General features: G+C 65.2%; 17 protein-coding genes. 11 read left to right on the top strand and 6 right to left on the bottom strand.

Going from position 1 to position 16,500, the window contains the following annotated elements; all coding sequences use genetic code 11:
- Both MVC20_RS10455 and MVC20_RS10450 read right to left on the bottom strand, forming a co-directional pair.
- On the bottom strand, positions 1-1,635 hold the full coding sequence (locus MVC20_RS10455) for a capsule biosynthesis protein (protein WP_297541056.1): 1,635 nt from the start codon (positions 1,633-1,635) through the stop codon (positions 1-3).
- Positions 1,613-2,272: an ATP-binding cassette domain-containing protein gene (locus MVC20_RS10450; protein WP_297541054.1), complete on the bottom strand. Its 660-nt coding sequence runs from the start codon at positions 2,270-2,272 to the stop codon at positions 1,613-1,615. Before MVC20_RS10450 ends, MVC20_RS10455 begins: the two co-directional genes overlap by 23 nt.
- Before the next feature lie 276 nt (positions 2,273-2,548).
- Here MVC20_RS10450 and MVC20_RS10445 point away from each other — a divergent pair, with 276 nt between their 5' ends.
- The 11 genes from MVC20_RS10445 (at position 2,549) to MVC20_RS10395 (ending at position 10,877) form a co-directional block, all read left to right on the top strand.
- Positions 2,549-3,028, top strand: coding sequence for a UPF0262 family protein (locus tag MVC20_RS10445; protein ID WP_037272541.1), 480 nt, complete (start codon positions 2,549-2,551; stop codon positions 3,026-3,028).
- 3 nt (positions 3,029-3,031) lie between these two features.
- Entirely contained in the window at positions 3,032-3,493 is a 462-nt protein-coding gene (locus MVC20_RS10440; RefSeq protein WP_297541051.1) for a low molecular weight phosphatase family protein, read from the top strand.
- A complete protein-coding gene (locus MVC20_RS10435) occupies positions 3,490-3,885 on the top strand; it encodes a ketosteroid isomerase-related protein (RefSeq protein ID WP_297541049.1) in 396 nt (131 codons plus the stop codon). Before MVC20_RS10440 ends, MVC20_RS10435 begins: the two co-directional genes overlap by 4 nt.
- Positions 3,882-4,466, top strand: coding sequence for a GNAT family N-acetyltransferase (locus MVC20_RS10430; protein WP_297541047.1), 585 nt, complete (start codon positions 3,882-3,884; stop codon positions 4,464-4,466). The genes MVC20_RS10435 and MVC20_RS10430 overlap by 4 nt, the downstream gene beginning before the upstream one ends.
- 128 nt (positions 4,467-4,594) lie before the next feature.
- Positions 4,595-5,527 carry a lipid A-modifier LpxR family protein gene (locus MVC20_RS10425; protein WP_297541045.1) on the top strand — a complete coding sequence of 311 codons (933 nt, stop codon included), beginning with the start codon at positions 4,595-4,597 and terminating at the stop codon, positions 5,525-5,527.
- 105 nt (positions 5,528-5,632) lie between these two features.
- Positions 5,633-6,697, top strand: coding sequence for a Hint domain-containing protein (locus MVC20_RS10420; protein WP_297541043.1), 1,065 nt, complete (start codon positions 5,633-5,635; stop codon positions 6,695-6,697).
- A gap of 139 nt (positions 6,698-6,836) precedes the next feature.
- Positions 6,837-7,367, top strand: a complete 531-nt coding sequence (locus MVC20_RS10415) for a peroxiredoxin (protein WP_297541041.1) — start codon at positions 6,837-6,839, stop codon at positions 7,365-7,367.
- A gap of 165 nt (positions 7,368-7,532) precedes the next feature.
- Positions 7,533-8,153 carry a 30S ribosomal protein S4 gene (rpsD, locus tag MVC20_RS10410; RefSeq protein WP_297541039.1) on the top strand — a complete coding sequence of 207 codons (621 nt, stop codon included), beginning with the start codon at positions 7,533-7,535 and terminating at the stop codon, positions 8,151-8,153.
- Positions 8,154-8,269: 116 nt separating this feature from the next.
- Positions 8,270-9,352 carry a histidinol-phosphate transaminase gene (gene hisC / locus MVC20_RS10405; protein ID WP_297541037.1) on the top strand — a complete coding sequence of 361 codons (1,083 nt, stop codon included), beginning with the start codon at positions 8,270-8,272 and terminating at the stop codon, positions 9,350-9,352.
- Entirely contained in the window at positions 9,352-10,269 is a 918-nt protein-coding gene (locus MVC20_RS10400; protein ID WP_297541035.1) for a prephenate/arogenate dehydrogenase family protein, read from the top strand. The genes hisC and MVC20_RS10400 overlap by 1 nt, the downstream gene beginning before the upstream one ends.
- Positions 10,266-10,877 (top strand): extensin family protein, encoded by a 612-nt coding sequence (locus MVC20_RS10395; protein WP_297541033.1) that lies wholly within the window; start codon positions 10,266-10,268, stop codon positions 10,875-10,877. Before MVC20_RS10400 ends, MVC20_RS10395 begins: the two co-directional genes overlap by 4 nt.
- Before the next feature lie 3 nt (positions 10,878-10,880).
- Here the strand turns inward: MVC20_RS10395 and MVC20_RS10390 are convergent, their stop codons facing one another.
- Genes MVC20_RS10390 through MVC20_RS10375 form a run of 4 tightly spaced genes read right to left on the bottom strand, consistent with a single transcriptional unit; the run spans position 10,881 to position 16,493 of the window.
- Entirely contained in the window at positions 10,881-11,642 is a 762-nt protein-coding gene (locus MVC20_RS10390) for an SDR family oxidoreductase (RefSeq protein WP_297541031.1), read from the bottom strand.
- On the bottom strand, positions 11,639-13,216 hold the full coding sequence (locus MVC20_RS10385; protein ID WP_297541029.1) for a GMC family oxidoreductase: 1,578 nt from the start codon (positions 13,214-13,216) through the stop codon (positions 11,639-11,641). Before MVC20_RS10385 ends, MVC20_RS10390 begins: the two co-directional genes overlap by 4 nt.
- Positions 13,213-15,207, bottom strand: coding sequence for an acyltransferase family protein (locus MVC20_RS10380; protein ID WP_297541027.1), 1,995 nt, complete (start codon positions 15,205-15,207; stop codon positions 13,213-13,215). The genes MVC20_RS10385 and MVC20_RS10380 overlap by 4 nt, the downstream gene beginning before the upstream one ends.
- A complete protein-coding gene (locus tag MVC20_RS10375; protein ID WP_297541025.1) occupies positions 15,204-16,493 on the bottom strand; it encodes a glycosyltransferase family 4 protein in 1,290 nt (429 codons plus the stop codon). The genes MVC20_RS10380 and MVC20_RS10375 overlap by 4 nt, the downstream gene beginning before the upstream one ends.
- Positions 16,494-16,500 lie beyond the last annotated feature (7 nt).

Here is a 16,500-nt window from a genome sequence, read left to right as displayed (position 1 = left end):
TCAGGAAGACACCTGTTCACGCAGAATGGACGCTGTAAGCGATATGAGCAGGTAGATACCAGAAAAGATCAGGAAGGCCAGTATCGTATTCTCGAAGGCCCGCGGATAGGAGGAATCCTGCGAGGCAAGGGGGCGCACGCTGACCGTGAGATAGCGGACCTGCTTGTTGGCCTCGATCTCGGACTGGCGTTTCGCCTCGAGTGCGGATTGCAGCACCAGATCGGCGGTGGCAAGATCGGCCTGCGCCATCTGGATCGCGGCGGTCTTGGAGGCGAGCGAGCTTTCGCCGGCGGTGGCCTCGGTCAGCCGTCTTTTCTGACGGTCGAGTTCGGCACCCAAGATCTCGATCTCGCTCTGGAGCGCCTCGACGCGGGCGGCGTTGGGGCGGGCGTTGTTGAGCTGGATATTGAGCGCCAGTTCCTTTTCCTGAAGCTGCAATTCGACGGTGTTCACGAGGGCGCGGATGCTGGCAATCTCGCCTTCGGGATCAAGGATGCTGCCTTCCTGGAGCGAGACCAGTGTCTGCTGGGCGGCGCGGCGGTCGGCCTTGGCCTGTTCCAGGCTTTCGGCGGCGGTGCTGACCGCGTCCTGACGTTTCTGGCGGCTGAGTTCGTCCACCCGCTCTTCGGCATATTTGATCAGGCGTTCGGAAAACGTGGCGCTGAGGGCGGGATCGGCGGTCGACACCTCCATGCGGATGACGCCCTCGGTCGGATCGTAGCCGAGTTTCACGTATTTGCGGTAAAGCTTGTAGGCGGTTTCGTGGCTGGCGTCGGGATCGAGCCGTTGCAGCGCGTCGATCGAGGGGTCGCTGAAATGCGCGCGAAAGCCGAGTTCCTCGTCAAGGCGCAGCATCGCATCCTTGGATTCGAGGTATTCCTGGGTGGCGATGGCATCCTGACCGGTGGCGAACTGTGTGGGCAGAAGGCCGCCCAATCCGCCGCCGGGACCGCCGCCACCATCCGCCGAGAGGATCAGAAAGGCGGATTTGGTCGCATACATCGGCGTGGCGATGGCGTAGAAATAATAGCTGACCACGATGGTCGGCAGCAGCACGAAGGCGGCAAGGCGCGACAAGAGCAACAGCAAGCGGCGGCGGCGGCGGCGGCCGATGTCGCGCTGAATTTCGTGGATTTCCTTGGCGCGGCGGTCGGCCGGGCTGATGTCCGTGGAGGGCAGCGTCTGGCGCGCGACGGGCACGGTTTGCGGCAATTGCACGCGGCCCTGCGGCGCGCCGGCGGCCGCGGCGGGCGTGGCCCCATTGGGCGGCGGCGGGGTGTTGCCACCGTCACTGGCCACAAGTTCGAGAATATTGGCCCGCTGGAACGGGTCGATGCCGCGCGCGCGCAAAAGGCGCACGGCGTCGAAATCCGACGTGGGCGCGAGCCCGTGCTTTTGCGCCATGCGCCGGGCCATGCGCAGTTCGCGCCCCGTGAGCCCCTCGCGGCGGATGTCGTCGATACTCTGGCTGGCCGCGGTTTCGCGTGCCGAGGCGACCTGTCCCTCTTGTGTGGGAGGTGACGTGTCCTCGACAGGCGGGGCGGCACCTGCATCCGCCGAGGTGGCGACACGCGGGGCAAGGGAATCGGCGCTCCGGCGGATGCGGAACTTTCTAGCCTTGGGTTTCGTAGTCATAGAGCTCTTTTGCCTCTTCCAAGGTGTCGAACATGTAAAGTTTGCCGCCCATCAGCACAGCGGCCGAGCGGGCGAATTTCTCAAGCACCTTGGGATCATGCGAGACGATGATCACGGTGGTGCTGCGCAGACGTTCCTGAAGGATATCGCCTGCCTTGCGGTTGAACTCGACATCGGTCGAGCCGGGCATGCCCTCGTCGATCAGATACATGTCGAAATCGAGGGCCAGCATGAGTGCAAAGCTGAAGCGTGCGCGCATGCCCGAGGAATAGGTGCCGAGGGGTTGCTCGAAATATTCGCCCAAGCCACAGAGCCAACGGCAATAGGCCTCGATATAATCGGGATCAAGGCCATAGAGGCGCGCGATATAGCGCGAGTTGTCCAGCGCCGAGAGCCGGTTGACGACCCCGCCCATGAAGCCCAGAGGAAAGGAGATGCGACAGCCGCGCCGGATCACGCCTTCGTCCGGCTTTTCGAGTCCGGCCATCATGTTGATCAGAGTCGTCTTGCCGGTGCCGTTGGGCGCAAGGATGCCAAGGCTATGGCCAAGCTCCACACGGAACGACACCCGGTCAAGGATGACTTTGCGCTGTGTGCCTGTCCAAAAGGACTTGCTGACGTTCTCAAACTCGAGCATTCAATCGCCCCGGTAAACCTGCTCTCCCCGACTATAACGGGTCACTCTTAAGGTCGGCTTAGCCTGTTTTTCAGCATTATTGCCGATCTGAGAACAATTTGTCACGGCAACAAGGCAAGATTGTGATCAATCGTCAGGATTTCGCGGCAATTTCCTGACAGGCGTGGCGGGTGGGTGACGCCGCGCGCCCCAAGCGACAGCCAAGAGGTCACGGCGATTGCCCAAGCCGCCGCGCTGCGTTAGGGACGAGAACAGGACGCAGCACGAGTAAGACCCATGAGCCGGATTTGCCATATCGAGTTGGACGATGCCAACCTTCCGCCCCCCACGCCCGAGATCGAGCAGGAGCGCAAGGTGGCCATGTATGATCTCATCGAGGAAAACAGTTTCGCGCTGCCCGCGCGCGATGACCGTCCGGTGCCGGAGGGACCGTATCGTCTGGGGCTGGCGATCCGCGAAAAACGGTTGGTGTTCGACATCCGCACCGACGCGGACGAACCGGCAGCCGAATTTCATCTGTCGCTTAGTCCGTTCCGGCAGGTGGTCAAGGATTACTGGGCCATCTGCGAGAGCTATTTCGACGCGGTGAAGAACATGCCGCCCAGCCAGATCGAAACGATCGACATGGCCCGGCGCGGGATTCACAACGAGGGTGCGCGCGTGCTGGCCGAGCGGCTGGAGGGCAAGGCCGAGATCGACAATGACACCGCGCGGCGCCTGTTCACGCTGATCTGCGTGTTGCATTTCGGGGGCTGAGGCATGCCCGAACCGCTGCCGCAATCGGTGCTGTTCTGTTGCGATCACAACGCGGTCCGCTCGCCCATGGCCGAGGGGATCATGAAGAAATTCTATGGCACCGACACCTATGTGCAATCGGCGGGCGTCAAGAACGATATGGAGATCGACGGATTCAGCATCGCCGTGTGCCGCGAGATCGGCGTGGAACTGGAGCGGCACCGCTCGCGCAGTTTTGACCAGATGGAGCAATGGGGCGACGATCTGTCCTCGTTTGACATCGTTGTCGCGCTCAGCCCGGCAAGCCAGCGGCGGGCGTTGGAATTGACGCGGTTTTTTCATCTGGACGTGGTCTATTGGCCAATCATGGACCCGACCGGCCTTGCGCAGACGCGCGAGGCGCGGTTGGATAGCTATCGTCAGACCCGAGACCAGATCATCGGGCATTTGCAGGACCGTTGGGGACCACCCCGGGAGGATTTATGAACGAGACCGTCAAAGCCTATTTCGATGCCTTCAACCGGGGCGATGTGCCCGGCATGTTGGCGTGCCTCAGCGAGGATGTGCGCCACCATGTGAACGAAGGGCAAGTGCGGGAGGGAAAGGACCTCTTTCGTGCGTTTTGCGATCACATGAGCCGGTGCTACCGCGAGGAACTGACCGATATGGTGATCTTTGACGCCGAGGGCGGCACGCGGGCGGCGGCGGAATTCGTCGTGAACGGCACCTATCTGGAGACCGACGAGGGCCTGCCTGAGGCGAAGGGGCAGACCTATGTTCTGCCTGCCGGATCGTTCTTTACCCTCAAGGATGGGCTGATCACCCGCGTCGTGACCTATTACAACCTTGCGGATTGGGTGAAACAGGTTTCGGCATGATCCGGGTCGAGCGGCTGACGGGGGCGGCTCTGGCGGCGGCGCTGCCGGATGTGGCGCGGCTGCGCATCGCGGTGTTTCGGGCCTATCCCTATCTCTACGACGGCGATGTCGCCTATGAAGAGCGGTATTTGCAGGTCTACCGCGACAGTGCGGATGCCATTCTGGTGGGGGCCTATGACGGCGCGCGCCTGATCGGCGCGGCCACGGGCGCCCCGATGGAGGATCACGCCGACGATTTCGGCGCGGCATTCGCCGAGAGCGGCCTTGCGCTCGACCGGATATTCTATTGCGCCGAAAGCGTGCTTTTGCCGGAGTATCGCGGTCAGGGGATCGGTCATCGGTTCTTTGATCTGCGCGAGGCGCAGGCGCGGGAGCTGGGGCGCGACTATGCCGCGTTCTGCTCGGTGATACGGCCCAAGGATCACCCGGCGCGGCCCGAAGGCTATCAGCCGCTGGATGCCTTCTGGCGCAAGCGGGGCTATGCGCCATTGCCGGGTGCGGTGGCGCAATTCAACTGGCGGGAGATCGGAGCGGCGCAGGAAAGCGCCCATGATCTGCAAGTCTGGATGCGCGCGCTCTGACGATGGCGCCCCTGCCCACCATGGGATTTGCGCCACGGTTTCACGGAATGGTAAAGTTTAGCTGGTCAATTCGCCCGAGGGTTTGCTAATCAGACCCCGCCGGGGGGCAAAATATGGGGACGTGACGCATGACACGTGGTTTCGCCATTGCCCTCGGGGCGTTTCTGGCATTGACACTGGGCCTGAGCACGGTCGCCTCGGCACAATCCGAAGGGCGGCAAAAGCTGGGCTATGGCCTGTTGTTTACCAATGACGTTCTGGGTGACACGGACGATCGGTGGCGCACCGGGTCGATCACGTCGAGCCGGGTTTGGGGACCCGCATGGCAGGGTCACGCGCCAGAGCGCATCGGGCAGATTCTGGAATTCCGGTTTCACGGCGAGGTGATTGCGCCCGAGAACCTGAGCCGCCCTGCCGCGCTGGACCGGCCCTATGTTGGCGCGCTCGGCTTTGGGCTGCATACGCATTTCCAGAAGGCTCAGGTGGATTACGCCTTGGGCGCGGACCTGATCGTGACCGGGCCGCAGACGCAGCTTGATGATTTTCAAGATTTTTTGCACGGCTTTCTAGGCGGGCGCGACGTGGGTCGGCGGGTCCGGCGCAACCAGATCGACGATGGTATCCGCCCCTCGGGCGTGTTCGAAGCGAGCCGCGAGTTCGAGCTGGGCTTTGCGCGGTTGCGCCCCTTTGCCGAGGCGCGGCTGGGGGTCGAGGACCTGATCCGGGCGGGCGCGGACATCACCTTTGGGGACATCGGGCGCGGCGAGTTGCAGGTGCGCGATGCGGTCACGGGCCATCGCTACCGCGTGGTGCGCGCCGAGCAGGCGGGCACGGCATTTCTCCTGGGGGCCGACATTGCCTATGTCGATGACAGCGATTACCTGCCCGCGCGCAGCGGTGTCACCCTGACCGAGGACCGCACACGGGTGCGCGCCGGTCTGCATTGGGAGAACCGCAACGGGGCCGCGCTCTTTTACGGGCTGACCTGGCTGAGCGAGGAATTCGACGAGCAGCGCGAGGGGCAGTTTCTGGGCGCTGTGCAGTTCAGGCTGCGGTTCTGACAAAAATGCAATCAAGGGCTTTTCAGACTGATTCGCCTTTGCTACTTTGACGATAATAAAAAAAATAACGCGATAATAAAAACGAAGAGGCAGGCAGTCAGGGTTATGGGGACGGGCTTTCGAGGCACGTTCGTCATTTCCTGGTCGCAAACTGAACTGGACGGGATCACGACTGCGCCGGTGCAGTCGCTTTCGGTGGGGCAAACATGGTCCTGGCGGGGCGATGCGGTGCGCGTCGACGGACCGAACCAACTGTTGCGTCTGGAAGGGGCGAATGGGGAAACCGTAAACCGCAAACGTGCGGCACGGATGGTGCGGCGCCTGGTGGGCGCGGCGATGAACAACACGCGCGATCTGGGTCCGGTGGAGGTGGAAGAGCCGCTGATGGATCTGGGTTTCGTCGTCACGGACGGCACGCGCAGCTATACGGTCACGATCATAGAGGTGGGCAACGAGGGCACCCCGCTCTTGATGTTTCACGATGAAATTCCGCCGCGCGGTCGGGACATGTGGATCGTGCATCACTCGCTGGAGGGAATGCGCGGGGCGTCGACCGGACCGGCGAGCGGGGGTGTCATCTGTTTCACCCCAGGCACGCGGATCGAGACACCCGAAGGCCCGCGTCTGGTTGAGGAGCTGCGCGAAGGCGACCATGTGCAGACCCGCGACAACGGCGCCGAGGAAATCCAGTGGATCGGCAGTCGCAGGATGACCGGCGCACGGCTCTTTGCCATGCCCAAGCTGCGGCCGATCCGGTTGCGGGCCGGGGCGCTTGGCATCGGGCGGCCGGATGCGGAATTGCTGGTCAGCCCGGAACACCGGATGCTGGTGCGGGGCGATGTGGCGCGCGCGCTCTTCAACACGCCCGAGGTGCTGGTGATGGCGCGCGACCTGATCAACAATGACACGGTGGCGGTGGATCTGGCCTCTCGCGAGGTGACGTATATTCACCTGCTGTTGCCGCGCCATCAGATCATCTGGGCCAATGGCCTCGAAACCGAGAGCTTTCACCCCGCGAGCACGGCGCTGTCGACGCTGGACGACGACGACCGCGCGCGGCTCTTGGCGATCAATCCCAATCTGGAATACGAGCCCAATCTCTATGGTGGCTATGCCCGGCGCTGTCTGAACGCGTCAGAGGCGGCAATCCTCGCGCATGAGGCGGCATAAGGTGCGGGGGCGCTGCCCCCGGACCCCCGAGGTATTTCGGGCCAGATGAAGGGCGGATTTCAGTGGGTTTAGCCCTTTACCGCGCGCGCGGGTGGGTTATGTCGGGGGAACAGTCCCAGCCTCAACCGGAGATCCCGACGTGACCGCCAAAACCGTCCCTGATGTCATCTTTCATACCCGCGTGCGCAATCCTGCCCTTGAGGGCGACAATCCCTTTGAATGGAAGGATCTGAGCACCGCCGATATTTTCGCCGGCAAGCGCGTGGTGGTTTTTGGCCTGCCGGGCGCGTTCACGCCTGCCTGTTCCGAGAGCCACCTGCCGGGGTATGAGCGGCTCTACGACGCATTCATCGCTGCCGGGATCGACCGGGTGATCTGCACCGCCGTGAACGACGCCTTCGTGATGTTTCAATGGGGCAAGGCGCAGGGGATCGAAAAGACCATGATGCTGCCCGATGGCAATGGCGATTTTGCTGCGGGTCTGGGCATGCTGGTGGACCGCTCGCGTCAGGGCATGGGCAAGCGCAGCTGGCGCTATTCCATGCTCGTCGAGGATGGGGTGATCACGGCGATGTTCGCGGAGCCGGGGCTACAGGACAACCCGGCGGGCGTGCCGGTCAAGGTGTCGGATGCCGAGACGCTGCTGGCGCATATCCGGCAGGCGGGGTAAGCGGGCGTTGAACCCGCAACACCCCTGTTGACACCCGCTGGCGCGCCTGTATAAGCGCGGCTTCATTGGTGTTGGTGGGCCCCGCAAGGGGATTCCTGTCGGCCGACCGGAACGTGCCGGGACGCAGAGGACAACGCCCTTCGATTCAAGTGAAGGAGATCAGCCGTGACCAAACGCACGTCTGCCAAGTACAAAATTGACCGCCGGATGGGTGAAAACATCTGGGGCCGTCCGAAATCCCCCGTCAACAAGCGTGAATATGGCCCCGGCCAGCACGGTCAGCGCCGCAAGGCCAAGATCTCTGACTTCGGCTTGCAGCTGCGCGCCAAGCAGAAGCTGAAGGGCTATTACGGCGACCTGACCGAAAAGCAGTTCCGCCGCATCTATGCCGAGGCCGAGCGTCTGAAGGGCGACACCGGCGAGAACCTGATCGGCCTCTTGGAGCGTCGTCTGGATGCCGTGGTTTACCGCGCCAAATTCGTGCCGACCATGTTCGCCGCACGCCAGTTCGTGAACCATGGCCATGTCACCGTGAATGGTCAGCGGGTCAACATCCCCTCCTACCGTGTGAAAGAGGGCGATGTGATCGAGGTCCGCGACCGCTCCAAGCAGATGACCGTTCTGCTCGAGGCCGTGCAACTGGCCGAGCGTGACGTGCCCGATTACATCGAGGCGGATCATTCCAAGATGAAGGCAACCTTTGTCCGTCAGCCCGGCCTGTCGGATGTGCCCTATCCGGTGATGATGGAACCGAACCTCGTGATCGAATTCTACGCGCAGAACTAAGCGTTCTGAACTGCACGAAAGAGGCCGCGACGGGAAACCGCCGCGGCCTTTTCCTTTTGGTGCTGGTCAAGCCGGGACACCAAAGCTAGAACCTCCTGCGACAGACGGGGAATGACATGACCAAGATCACGCCGCAGCCGGGCATCATGGATATCGCGCTCTACAAGAGTGGCGAGGCCGTGATTGCAGGCAAAGCCGAGCCGCTGAAACTCTCGGCCAATGAGAGCCCTTATGGCCCGTCGGACAAGGCCAAGACGGCCTTTGCCCGCTCTGCCGCGACGCTGCATCGCTATCCCGGCACCGACCATGCCGAGTTGCGCGGCGCGATTGCCGAAGCGCATGGGCTGGACCCGGAGCGGGTGATCTGTGGCGTGGGGTCGGACGAGGTGTTGCAATTCGTGGCACAAGCCTATGCCGGAGCGGGTGACGAGGTGATCCACACCGAGCACGGCTTTGCCATGTATCCCATCCTCGCGCATGCGGTGGGCGCGACGCCGGTCTGTGTGGCCGAGCGGGAGCGCGTGGTGGATGTGGACGCCATTCTGGCGGCCTGCACGGCGCGGACGCGGATCGTCTTTATCGCCAATCCCGGCAATCCCACCGGCACCATCCTGCCCGAGGCGGAATTGGCGCGGCTGGCCGATGGCCTGCCCGAGCGGGCCATTCTGGTGCTGGATGGGGCCTATACGGAATTCGCCGAAGGTTATGACGGGGGTGTGGCGCTGGTCGAGGCGCGCGACAATGTCATCATGACGCGCACCTTTTCCAAGGCTTACGGACTTGGCGGGTTGCGGATCGGCTGGGGCTATGCGCAGCGCGCCATGATCGACGTGCTCAACCGGATTCGCCAGCCTTTCAACCTGTCGCCCACGCAGCTTGTCACTGCCGAGGCGGCGGTGCGGGATCAGGAATGGCTGGGCAAGGTGGTGAGCGACACGCTGCGCAACCGGGCCTGGCTGACCGAGGCGCTGCGCGAGAGCGGTGTTGCGGTGGACGAGAGCCACGCCAATTTCGTGCTGGCGCGGTTTGAGTCGGAGGACGAGGCGGCGGCCTGCGATGCGGCGCTGCGCGCCGATGGGATCATCGTGCGCCGGGTGGGCGGCTATGGCTTTCCCAATGGGTTGCGGATCACGGTGGGCGAGGAATACGCCTGTCGCCGGGTGGCGCATGTGATCGGTCAGTTCAAGGGGGTTCGGTGATGGCGCAGATCTATGACCGGGTGGCGCTGATCGGGCTGGGGCTGATCGCGTCGTCGATGTCGCATGCGATGAAGCGCGCGGGCGTGGCCGGAGAGATCACGGGCTATGCGCGCTCGCCCCAGACACGGGATGTGGCGCGCGAGATCGGTCTCTGTGATCGGGTTTGCGACAGCGCGGCAGAGGCGGCGGCGGGCGCGGATCTGGTGGTGCTCTGCGTGCCGGTGGGCGCGATGGGGGCGGTTGCCGCCGAGATCGCGGGCGTGCTCAAGCCCGGTGCCACGGTCAGCGACGTGGGATCGGTCAAGAAGGCGGTGATCGAGGCGGTCGCCCCCCATATCCCGGCGGGCGTGCATTTCGTGCCGGCGCATCCGCTGGCGGGGACCGAGCATTCGGGGCCGCGGTCGGGCTTTGCCGAGCTTTTTGACAACCGCTGGTGCCTGATCGTGCCGCAGGCGGGCAGCGACCGGGCGGCGGTGGAGCGGCTGGAGGCGTTCTGGCAGGCGCTTGGGTCGAACACCGATGAGATGGACGCCGAGCATCACGATCTGGTGCTGGCGGTGACAAGCCATGCGCCGCATCTGATCGCCTACACGATGGTCGGCGTGGCCGACGATCTGCGCCGCGTGACCGATAGCGAGGTGATCAAGTATTCCGCCGCCGGGTTCCGGGATTTCACCCGGATTGCCGCGTCCGACCCGACCATGTGGCGCGATGTGTTTCTCAACAACAAGGAGGCGACATTGGAAATTCTGGGCCGCTTTACCGAGGAGTTGTTTGCGCTGCAACGCGCCATTCGCATTGGGGACGGCGACCATCTGCACGCTTATTTCACCCGCACCCGCGCCATTCGACGGGGCATCATAGAAGCTGGGCAGGACACCGCCGCGCCGGATTTCGGCCGGGTCAAGAAGGCATGAGACGCGCGGTTCTGGGAATCGCCGCGGGGCTGAGCCTGATCGCGTCAGGCTGTGGGCGCAGCGACAATGACGAGGTGAGCCGGGGCGGTGGCCTCTGTGGTGATCCGGGCCTGTCGGGGTCGATTTCGGGCTTTCAGCATCATGAGGTGAATGGCTGCGGGATCGAGCGTGCCGTGCGGCTAGAAACGGTGCATGGCGTGCGGCTGAGCCAGGCGGCGACGCTCGATTGCCCCACCGCGCGGGCGCTTGGGAGTTGGGTCAAGCGCAGCGCCAAACCTGCCGTTGGGCGTATGGGCGGCGGTCTGACGGGGTTGCAGGTGCCGGCGCATTACGTCTGCCGCACGCGCAACAGCCAGCCGGGCGCGCGGATTTCCGAACATGGGCGCGGCAAGGCGATCGACATATCGGCCCTGCTGCTCAAGGATGGCTCGGAAATCTCGGTGCTGCGGGATTGGGGCCGGGGCCATGAGGGGCGCATCCTCAAGCGGGTGCATGGCGAGGCCTGCGGGACATTCGGCACGGTTCTGGGGCCGAATTCAGACCGGCATCATCAGGACCATCTGCATTTCGACACCGCCAAGCACGGCAACGGGCCCTATTGCCGCTAAGGCTCAGGTCTGGATCACGCGCGGGCGGCGGCGCCGCAGGAGAAGCGTATCCTTGATCCGGCCCTTGAGGCCGCGCACGGGCAGGATTTCGCGATCCTGCTCGAACACCGCGCCATTGAGCGAGGGATCGTGCCAGAGCGCAAGCGCGGCACCCCAGCGTGCAGCCTGCGCCGGATCAAGCCCATGGGACACACCCATGCGGGTGGCCAGCATTCCGGGCATCCAGTCGGTCAGGACGATCCCCGGAAAGCGATCGGCAAGGTCGGCCAGAAGCGCGCGCGTCAGGATGCGCCCTGCCCCCTTGGACACCGCATAGGCCGAGGAGGCGGGCAAGGGGGCCAGATCGGCAAAGGTCGAGACATTGAGGATGCGGCCAAAGCCGGTCTCGACCATGCTGTCGAGGGCCAGCCGGGTGCAGGCCACGGTGCCACCGAGATTGATCGCCACGGTTTCGGCAAAGCTTTCGGGGGTTTCATCCAGAAAATCGCGGCGCGGGTAGATGGCGGCGTTGTTGACGAGCAGCGTCACCGGCGCGTTTCGGGTGATCTGGGCAAAGGCCGCGCGCAGCGCCTGGGGGTCCGCAACATCGGCGGTGACGGGCGTGATCCGGCCGCTTGGGTCCATGGCGGCGGTCTCGGCAATCCCCTCGGGCGCGCGCCCCATGGCCACGACGCGCTGACCGCGCGCCGCAAGGTCCAGAGCGAGCGCGCGCCCCAAACCGCCGCCTGCGCCGGTGACGACCGCCAATCCGTCCGAGAGCCTCATGTCATGGCCTTTCTGCGGCGGGCGATGGCCTCGGCCACGCGCAGCGCGTTGGCCGCGATGGTGAGGCTTGGGTTGACCCCCATGGACGAGGGCATGAAAGAGGCATCCGCCACATGGAGATTATCAAGCCCATGCGCCCGGCAGTCGGGGTCAAGCACGCTGGAGCCGGGATCGGTGCCGAACCGCAGCGTGCCGCAGGGATGGCCAAAGTTCAACTCTGGCGTATGGGTGAGAAAGAGCCGCCGGTGCCCGCGCAGCCCCGCCCGGATAGCCTGGCGAAAGGCGCGGCGGCGCGCGAGCAATTCGGGGTGCAGCGTGTAGCTGATGTCGATGGCATCGGGCGCGGTGCGATCATAGGTGACGCGGTTTTCGGGGTATCCCAGATCCTCCATCAGCCCGACAAAGACCTGCGCCCGCCCCAATATCCGCGCCGCAAGGGCCGCAGGCAGCCGGGTGAAATGGCGCAAGGGGCGGATATGGCGCAGGGCGGAACGGTCGAACATGCCGTTCAAGGTATGCACGATTTCGCCATAGCCCGCCGCGATGCCCATCGACTGCACCGTGCCAAAGCGTTGGCCATCGCTGTGGTAGAAATCGCGGAGCGAGATCGCCTTGCTCGGGCCGCTGTCGGGCGTGCCGCGCGGCGGCCAGAGGGCGAAAATCTCGTTGAGGTGAAACATGAGGTTGCGCCCCACAAGGCCGGAGCCATTGGCGCAGCCCTCGGGCCAGTGCTCGGATGCGGAGGCCAAAAGCAGGCGGGGCGAGCCAAGCGCGCCTGCGGCGAGCACGATCTGGGGGGCTGTGAGCGTGAAGCTCTCGCCATCGCGTGTGACCTCGATATGGGTGATGGTCTGGGCCGTGCCGCAGAGGCGGCGCACCTCGGCACGATCCAGAAGGGCCGCATTGCCGGTGGCAAGGGCCGGTTCCACGCCCGCAGAGCGGCCATCCATCTTGCAGGGTTTGGGGCATTTGACGCCCAGGCAATCATGGCACCCCGGCACATGGCGGATCGCGGCATGGAGGCGATAGGGATGCAGCCCCACCGCGCGCAGGCTCTGCATGAGGGCGGCATCGGGAGCCGAGAGCGGCGGTGCCGGGCGCAGCGGCGTGACCGCCTCGGGCGAGAGCGGATCGGGATCGCCACAGATGTGCAGCAGGTCCTCGGCCTCTGCATACCAGTCGCGCATCGCGTCAAAGCCCACGGGCCAGCCGCCGGTCGGGTGCGGGCGGGTCTCTGTCGCCTCGAGATCGTGGCGTTCGGGGCGTTCCAGCGTGGCGGCGTAGAATACGGACGAGCCGCCCACCCCGGCCCCGATGGGACCAAGGAATTCCGAGGCACGCCCATTGATCTGCGCCCGGATCGGCCCCGGCCAATAGCCGCGCAGCAAGCGGGCGGTGGGATCGAAGATTTCGGGGTTGAGGCCCTGACGCTCGGAGCGGTGGCCTTGGGGGCCTTTCTCGACGAAAAGCACCTTGAGCCCGCGCTCGGCCAGCCTGCGCCCGATGAGGCCACCGCCCATGCCGGTGCCGATGACGATCACGTCCCATTGGGCATTCCGTATCGCGGCGGTCATTGCGGGGCCTCGAACACGGGGGCGAACAGATCGCTGAGGGCGATGGCGGCGCGATTGGTGAGGTGGTTGTTGTCGAAATAGAACGCTTGTCCATCCTGCATCACATGGCATGTGCTGGCATCGCAGAGCCGTGGCCACGGGTCGATGAGGGTGATCGCCCCGGAGCGGTCCAAGGCCATCAGCGGTGCCTCGGCATGGGCGGCGCGGGCAAGGGCCATGCTGCGGGGCACGGTGAGGCGGGTCGTGTCGTCCACCTCCATGCGGCCATGCACCAGCGCGCGGGCCACGGCGCGGGAATCGTACTCCGGCACCTCGGGTGGTTGGCGCAGGACATGGATGCGCGGGACGTGCGGGGAGAGTTCGGCAATGGTGCGGGTCAAGCCTGCGTTGAAGAGCGTATGTTGCGGCCCCTTGGGCAAGAGGCTGTCGGGCAGCGGCGCAAGGGTAATGCGGTTATGCGCGTCGAGCCCTACCCCCTGCCCTTCGGCGTAATAGGACCAGCGACCAACGAGGAGCAGGGTGTGCAGGCTGTCCATTTGGGCGATGCCGGACCGGATCGTCTGATTGGCACGGGTGCAGGCGGCGTCCTGTGCCGGGGTGGCGGCGGTTTCGGCCTTGGCCACGCCAAAGAGCGGCGGACAGCCTGCGTGCCAGAGGATGAGCGCGGGGCGGTTGGCGGCAAAGGCGGCGACCTCCAGCCCCTCTTTCATGGCGCGCAGGTGGCTGTCGCCCCAGATCAGCACCTCAGGCGGGCCATCCGGGCCGATGGGGCAGGTCTCGACCCCCGCCAGTGGGCCGGTGGTGGGAGTGGAGCAGCGCGACCAGTCCTGATTGAAATCACCGGAGGCGGCGATATGCGTGCGCAACTCTGGCGCAAAGCGGGTGGGCAGGCCATCGCCGCGCCAGAGGAGCAGACCCACGGCCAGCAGCGCCAGCGAGGCCAGCGCCGTGCCTGAGACGAGTGTGCGCGTGCCGCCCTGCATCCGGCGCACGGGGCGTTCGATAGTGCGCCACGAGAGGACGGAAAGGGCAACGGCAAGGGCAAGCCAGGCGGTCGCCTCGATTGGGCCGGAGTAGCCATCGCGCCAATAGGAGGAGAGGACGAACACCGGCCAGTGCCAGAGGTAGAGCGAATAGGAGATGAGGCCGATGAATACCGGGGCCGGGTGCATCAGGGCGCGGTTGACCGGGTTGGCATCGCGGCCATTCATCAGGATGAGCAGCGTGCCCGCCACGGGCAGGATCGCCTGCCAGCCGGGAAAGCCCTCGGCCCGGATCAGGGTGATGGAGGCGAGCAGGAGCGCCAGACCGGCCCAGGAAAGCGCGGGGTGAAGGGCGTAGCGCGCCTTGTTCTCCTGCCCCGCGATGGCCAGCAGGACGCCCGCCAAAAGCTCCCACGCGCGGAAGGGGAAAAGGTAGAAGGCCGCCGTGGGCGAGCGGGGCGTGAGCCAGAGACAGGCGGCAAGCGAGAGTGCTGCGAGGGCCGCGAGGATCATGGGCAGCCTGGGCCGCCAGCGGACCAGAGCCAAGAGGAGGAAAGGCAGGACGATGTAGAATTGTTCCTCGACCGCCAGCGACCATGTGTGCAAGAGCGGCTTTTCCTCGGACACGCCGTCGAAATAGCCCGCTTCACGGTAGAAATGGATGTTGGAGAGATAGACCGTGGCGGCAATGAGGGATTTGCCGAATTCGCGAAACTCGAATGGCAAGAGGATGAGCCAGCCCATCAGCAGCGTCGCCGCTGCCATGGCGAAATAGGCAGGGGCCAGACGGCGCAGGCGGCGCAGGTAGAAGCGGGCAAGGCGAATGCGGCCCGTTTCGCGCAGGTCCGCCCAGAGGATGCCGCCGATCAGAAAGCCGGAGATGACAAAGAAGATGTCCACGCCGACAAAGCCGCCGGGAATGCCCGGCATCCCGAAGTGATAGAGAACCACGGACAGCACCGCGATGGCGCGCAACCCGTCGATTTCAGGGCGATAGGCGGCGCTCATGCGGCAAAGACCTCTGGCAGCGGGGCCTTGGCCAGCAGGGCGTCGTAGACGGCGCGCACCTGGCCTGCCTTGGCGGCCCATGTGGCCTGGTCCAGCACCCATGCGCGGCCCGCCTGCCCCATGGCGGCAAGGGCACTGCGGTCGTGGCTGAGCGCCTCAAGCGCCGTGGCAAAGCCGACGATGATTTCAGACCGCGTGCCCAAGGGCACCTTGAGCCCGCGCGCGGCTGTGACCAGCTCGCCGGGGCCAGCGTAATCGACGATGAGCGGCGGCACGGCGAGGGCCATCGCCTCGAGCACCACACCGCCGCCGAATTCACGGATCGAGGGGAAGGCGAAGAGATGGCAGGTGGCGAGCACATCCTGCACGGCGCGATGTTCCAGCCAGCCGTGAAAGGTGATCTGAGCGGTCACGCCCAGGGTATCGGCCTGCGCGCGCAAGGCGGGCATCATCGGCCCGTCGCCCACCAGATCAAGATGGAGGTGCCCCGCGCGCAGCATCGGCGCTGCCGCCTCGATCAGCATGTCGGGGCCTTTGTAGGGCACAAGCCGCCCGACGAAGGCCGCGCGCAGGGGGCCATTTGGCGCGGGCGTGGCGATGCGGGAAAAGCGGGCGGGGTCGATGGCGTTTTCGGGCAGATAGACGGTCTTGGCGCGGGCAAAGCCGGGCAATTCGCCCATCGTATGCCGAGAGCCCGCAAAGACGGCTGCGGCATGGCGCAGGGTTGCGGTACGGCCCGGCAGCGCCTTGTAGGCGCTGCGCAGGTAGCTCAGATACTCGCGCTCGCGCCGCCGCTCGGCATCAAAGCCAGCGGGCCATGGCACGCCGCCGTTGAGCGGCCCGAGGACAAAGGGCACGCCCGCACGGGCGCATTTGCCCGCAAGGGACGAGGAAATCGTCGGGCTGAGCGGGGTGATGCGATGCACGATGTCGTAGCGTCCGGCGCGGATGGCCGCGCCGAACTGTTGCCACACCAGATGCTCGAACCACGGATAGCTGAGCGCGTTGATCACTTGCAGCGTGGTCCAGCCCCTGCCCTGCCCCATGCGCAGCCGCTCGCCCAGGGCCCAGAGGGGGCGGGCCAGCGCCTCGGAATCGATCGCGGTGAAATCGACGCCCTCGACCAGCCCTGCGCGCAGAAACGCCTCGCGGTTGCGGATCTGGGTGACGATATGCACCTCGGCCACCTCGCGCAGGGCGGTGGCCAGCGACCATCCGACCAGCGGCACGCTGACCCATTCGGGATTGGCGGCCTCGGCAATGACAAGCACGCGGGGGCGGGTCATGGCGCGC

It is taken from the genome of Roseovarius sp. (genome assembly GCF_027019125.1).
GTDB lineage: Bacteria > Pseudomonadota > Alphaproteobacteria > Rhodobacterales > Rhodobacteraceae > Roseovarius.
This window is presented reverse-complemented; position numbering and strand designations above follow the sequence as displayed.

Excerpts from the sequence above, each read along its gene's own strand:
- MVC20_RS10455 (WP_297541056.1), bottom strand. The coding sequence starts at position 1,635 with ATGACTACGAAACCCAAGGCTAGAAAGTTCCGCATCCGCCGGAGCGCC.
- MVC20_RS10450 (WP_297541054.1), bottom strand. The coding sequence starts at position 2,272 with ATGCTCGAGTTTGAGAACGTCAGCAAGTCCTTTTGGACAGGCACACAG.
- MVC20_RS10445 (WP_037272541.1), top strand. The coding sequence starts at position 2,549 with ATGAGCCGGATTTGCCATATCGAGTTGGACGATGCCAACCTTCCGCCC.
- MVC20_RS10440 (WP_297541051.1), top strand. The coding sequence starts at position 3,032 with ATGCCCGAACCGCTGCCGCAATCGGTGCTGTTCTGTTGCGATCACAAC.
- MVC20_RS10435 (WP_297541049.1), top strand. The coding sequence starts at position 3,490 with ATGAACGAGACCGTCAAAGCCTATTTCGATGCCTTCAACCGGGGCGAT.
- MVC20_RS10430 (WP_297541047.1), top strand. The coding sequence starts at position 3,882 with ATGATCCGGGTCGAGCGGCTGACGGGGGCGGCTCTGGCGGCGGCGCTG.
- MVC20_RS10425 (WP_297541045.1), top strand. The coding sequence starts at position 4,595 with ATGACACGTGGTTTCGCCATTGCCCTCGGGGCGTTTCTGGCATTGACA.
- MVC20_RS10420 (WP_297541043.1), top strand. The coding sequence starts at position 5,633 with ATGGGGACGGGCTTTCGAGGCACGTTCGTCATTTCCTGGTCGCAAACT.
- hisC (WP_297541037.1), top strand. The coding sequence starts at position 8,270 with ATGACCAAGATCACGCCGCAGCCGGGCATCATGGATATCGCGCTCTAC.
- MVC20_RS10400 (WP_297541035.1), top strand. The coding sequence starts at position 9,352 with ATGGCGCAGATCTATGACCGGGTGGCGCTGATCGGGCTGGGGCTGATC.
- MVC20_RS10395 (WP_297541033.1), top strand. The coding sequence starts at position 10,266 with ATGAGACGCGCGGTTCTGGGAATCGCCGCGGGGCTGAGCCTGATCGCG.
- MVC20_RS10390 (WP_297541031.1), bottom strand. The coding sequence starts at position 11,642 with ATGAGGCTCTCGGACGGATTGGCGGTCGTCACCGGCGCAGGCGGCGGT.
- MVC20_RS10385 (WP_297541029.1), bottom strand. The coding sequence starts at position 13,216 with ATGACCGCCGCGATACGGAATGCCCAATGGGACGTGATCGTCATCGGC.
- MVC20_RS10380 (WP_297541027.1), bottom strand. The coding sequence starts at position 15,207 with ATGAGCGCCGCCTATCGCCCTGAAATCGACGGGTTGCGCGCCATCGCG.
- MVC20_RS10375 (WP_297541025.1), bottom strand. The coding sequence starts at position 16,493 with ATGACCCGCCCCCGCGTGCTTGTCATTGCCGAGGCCGCCAATCCCGAA.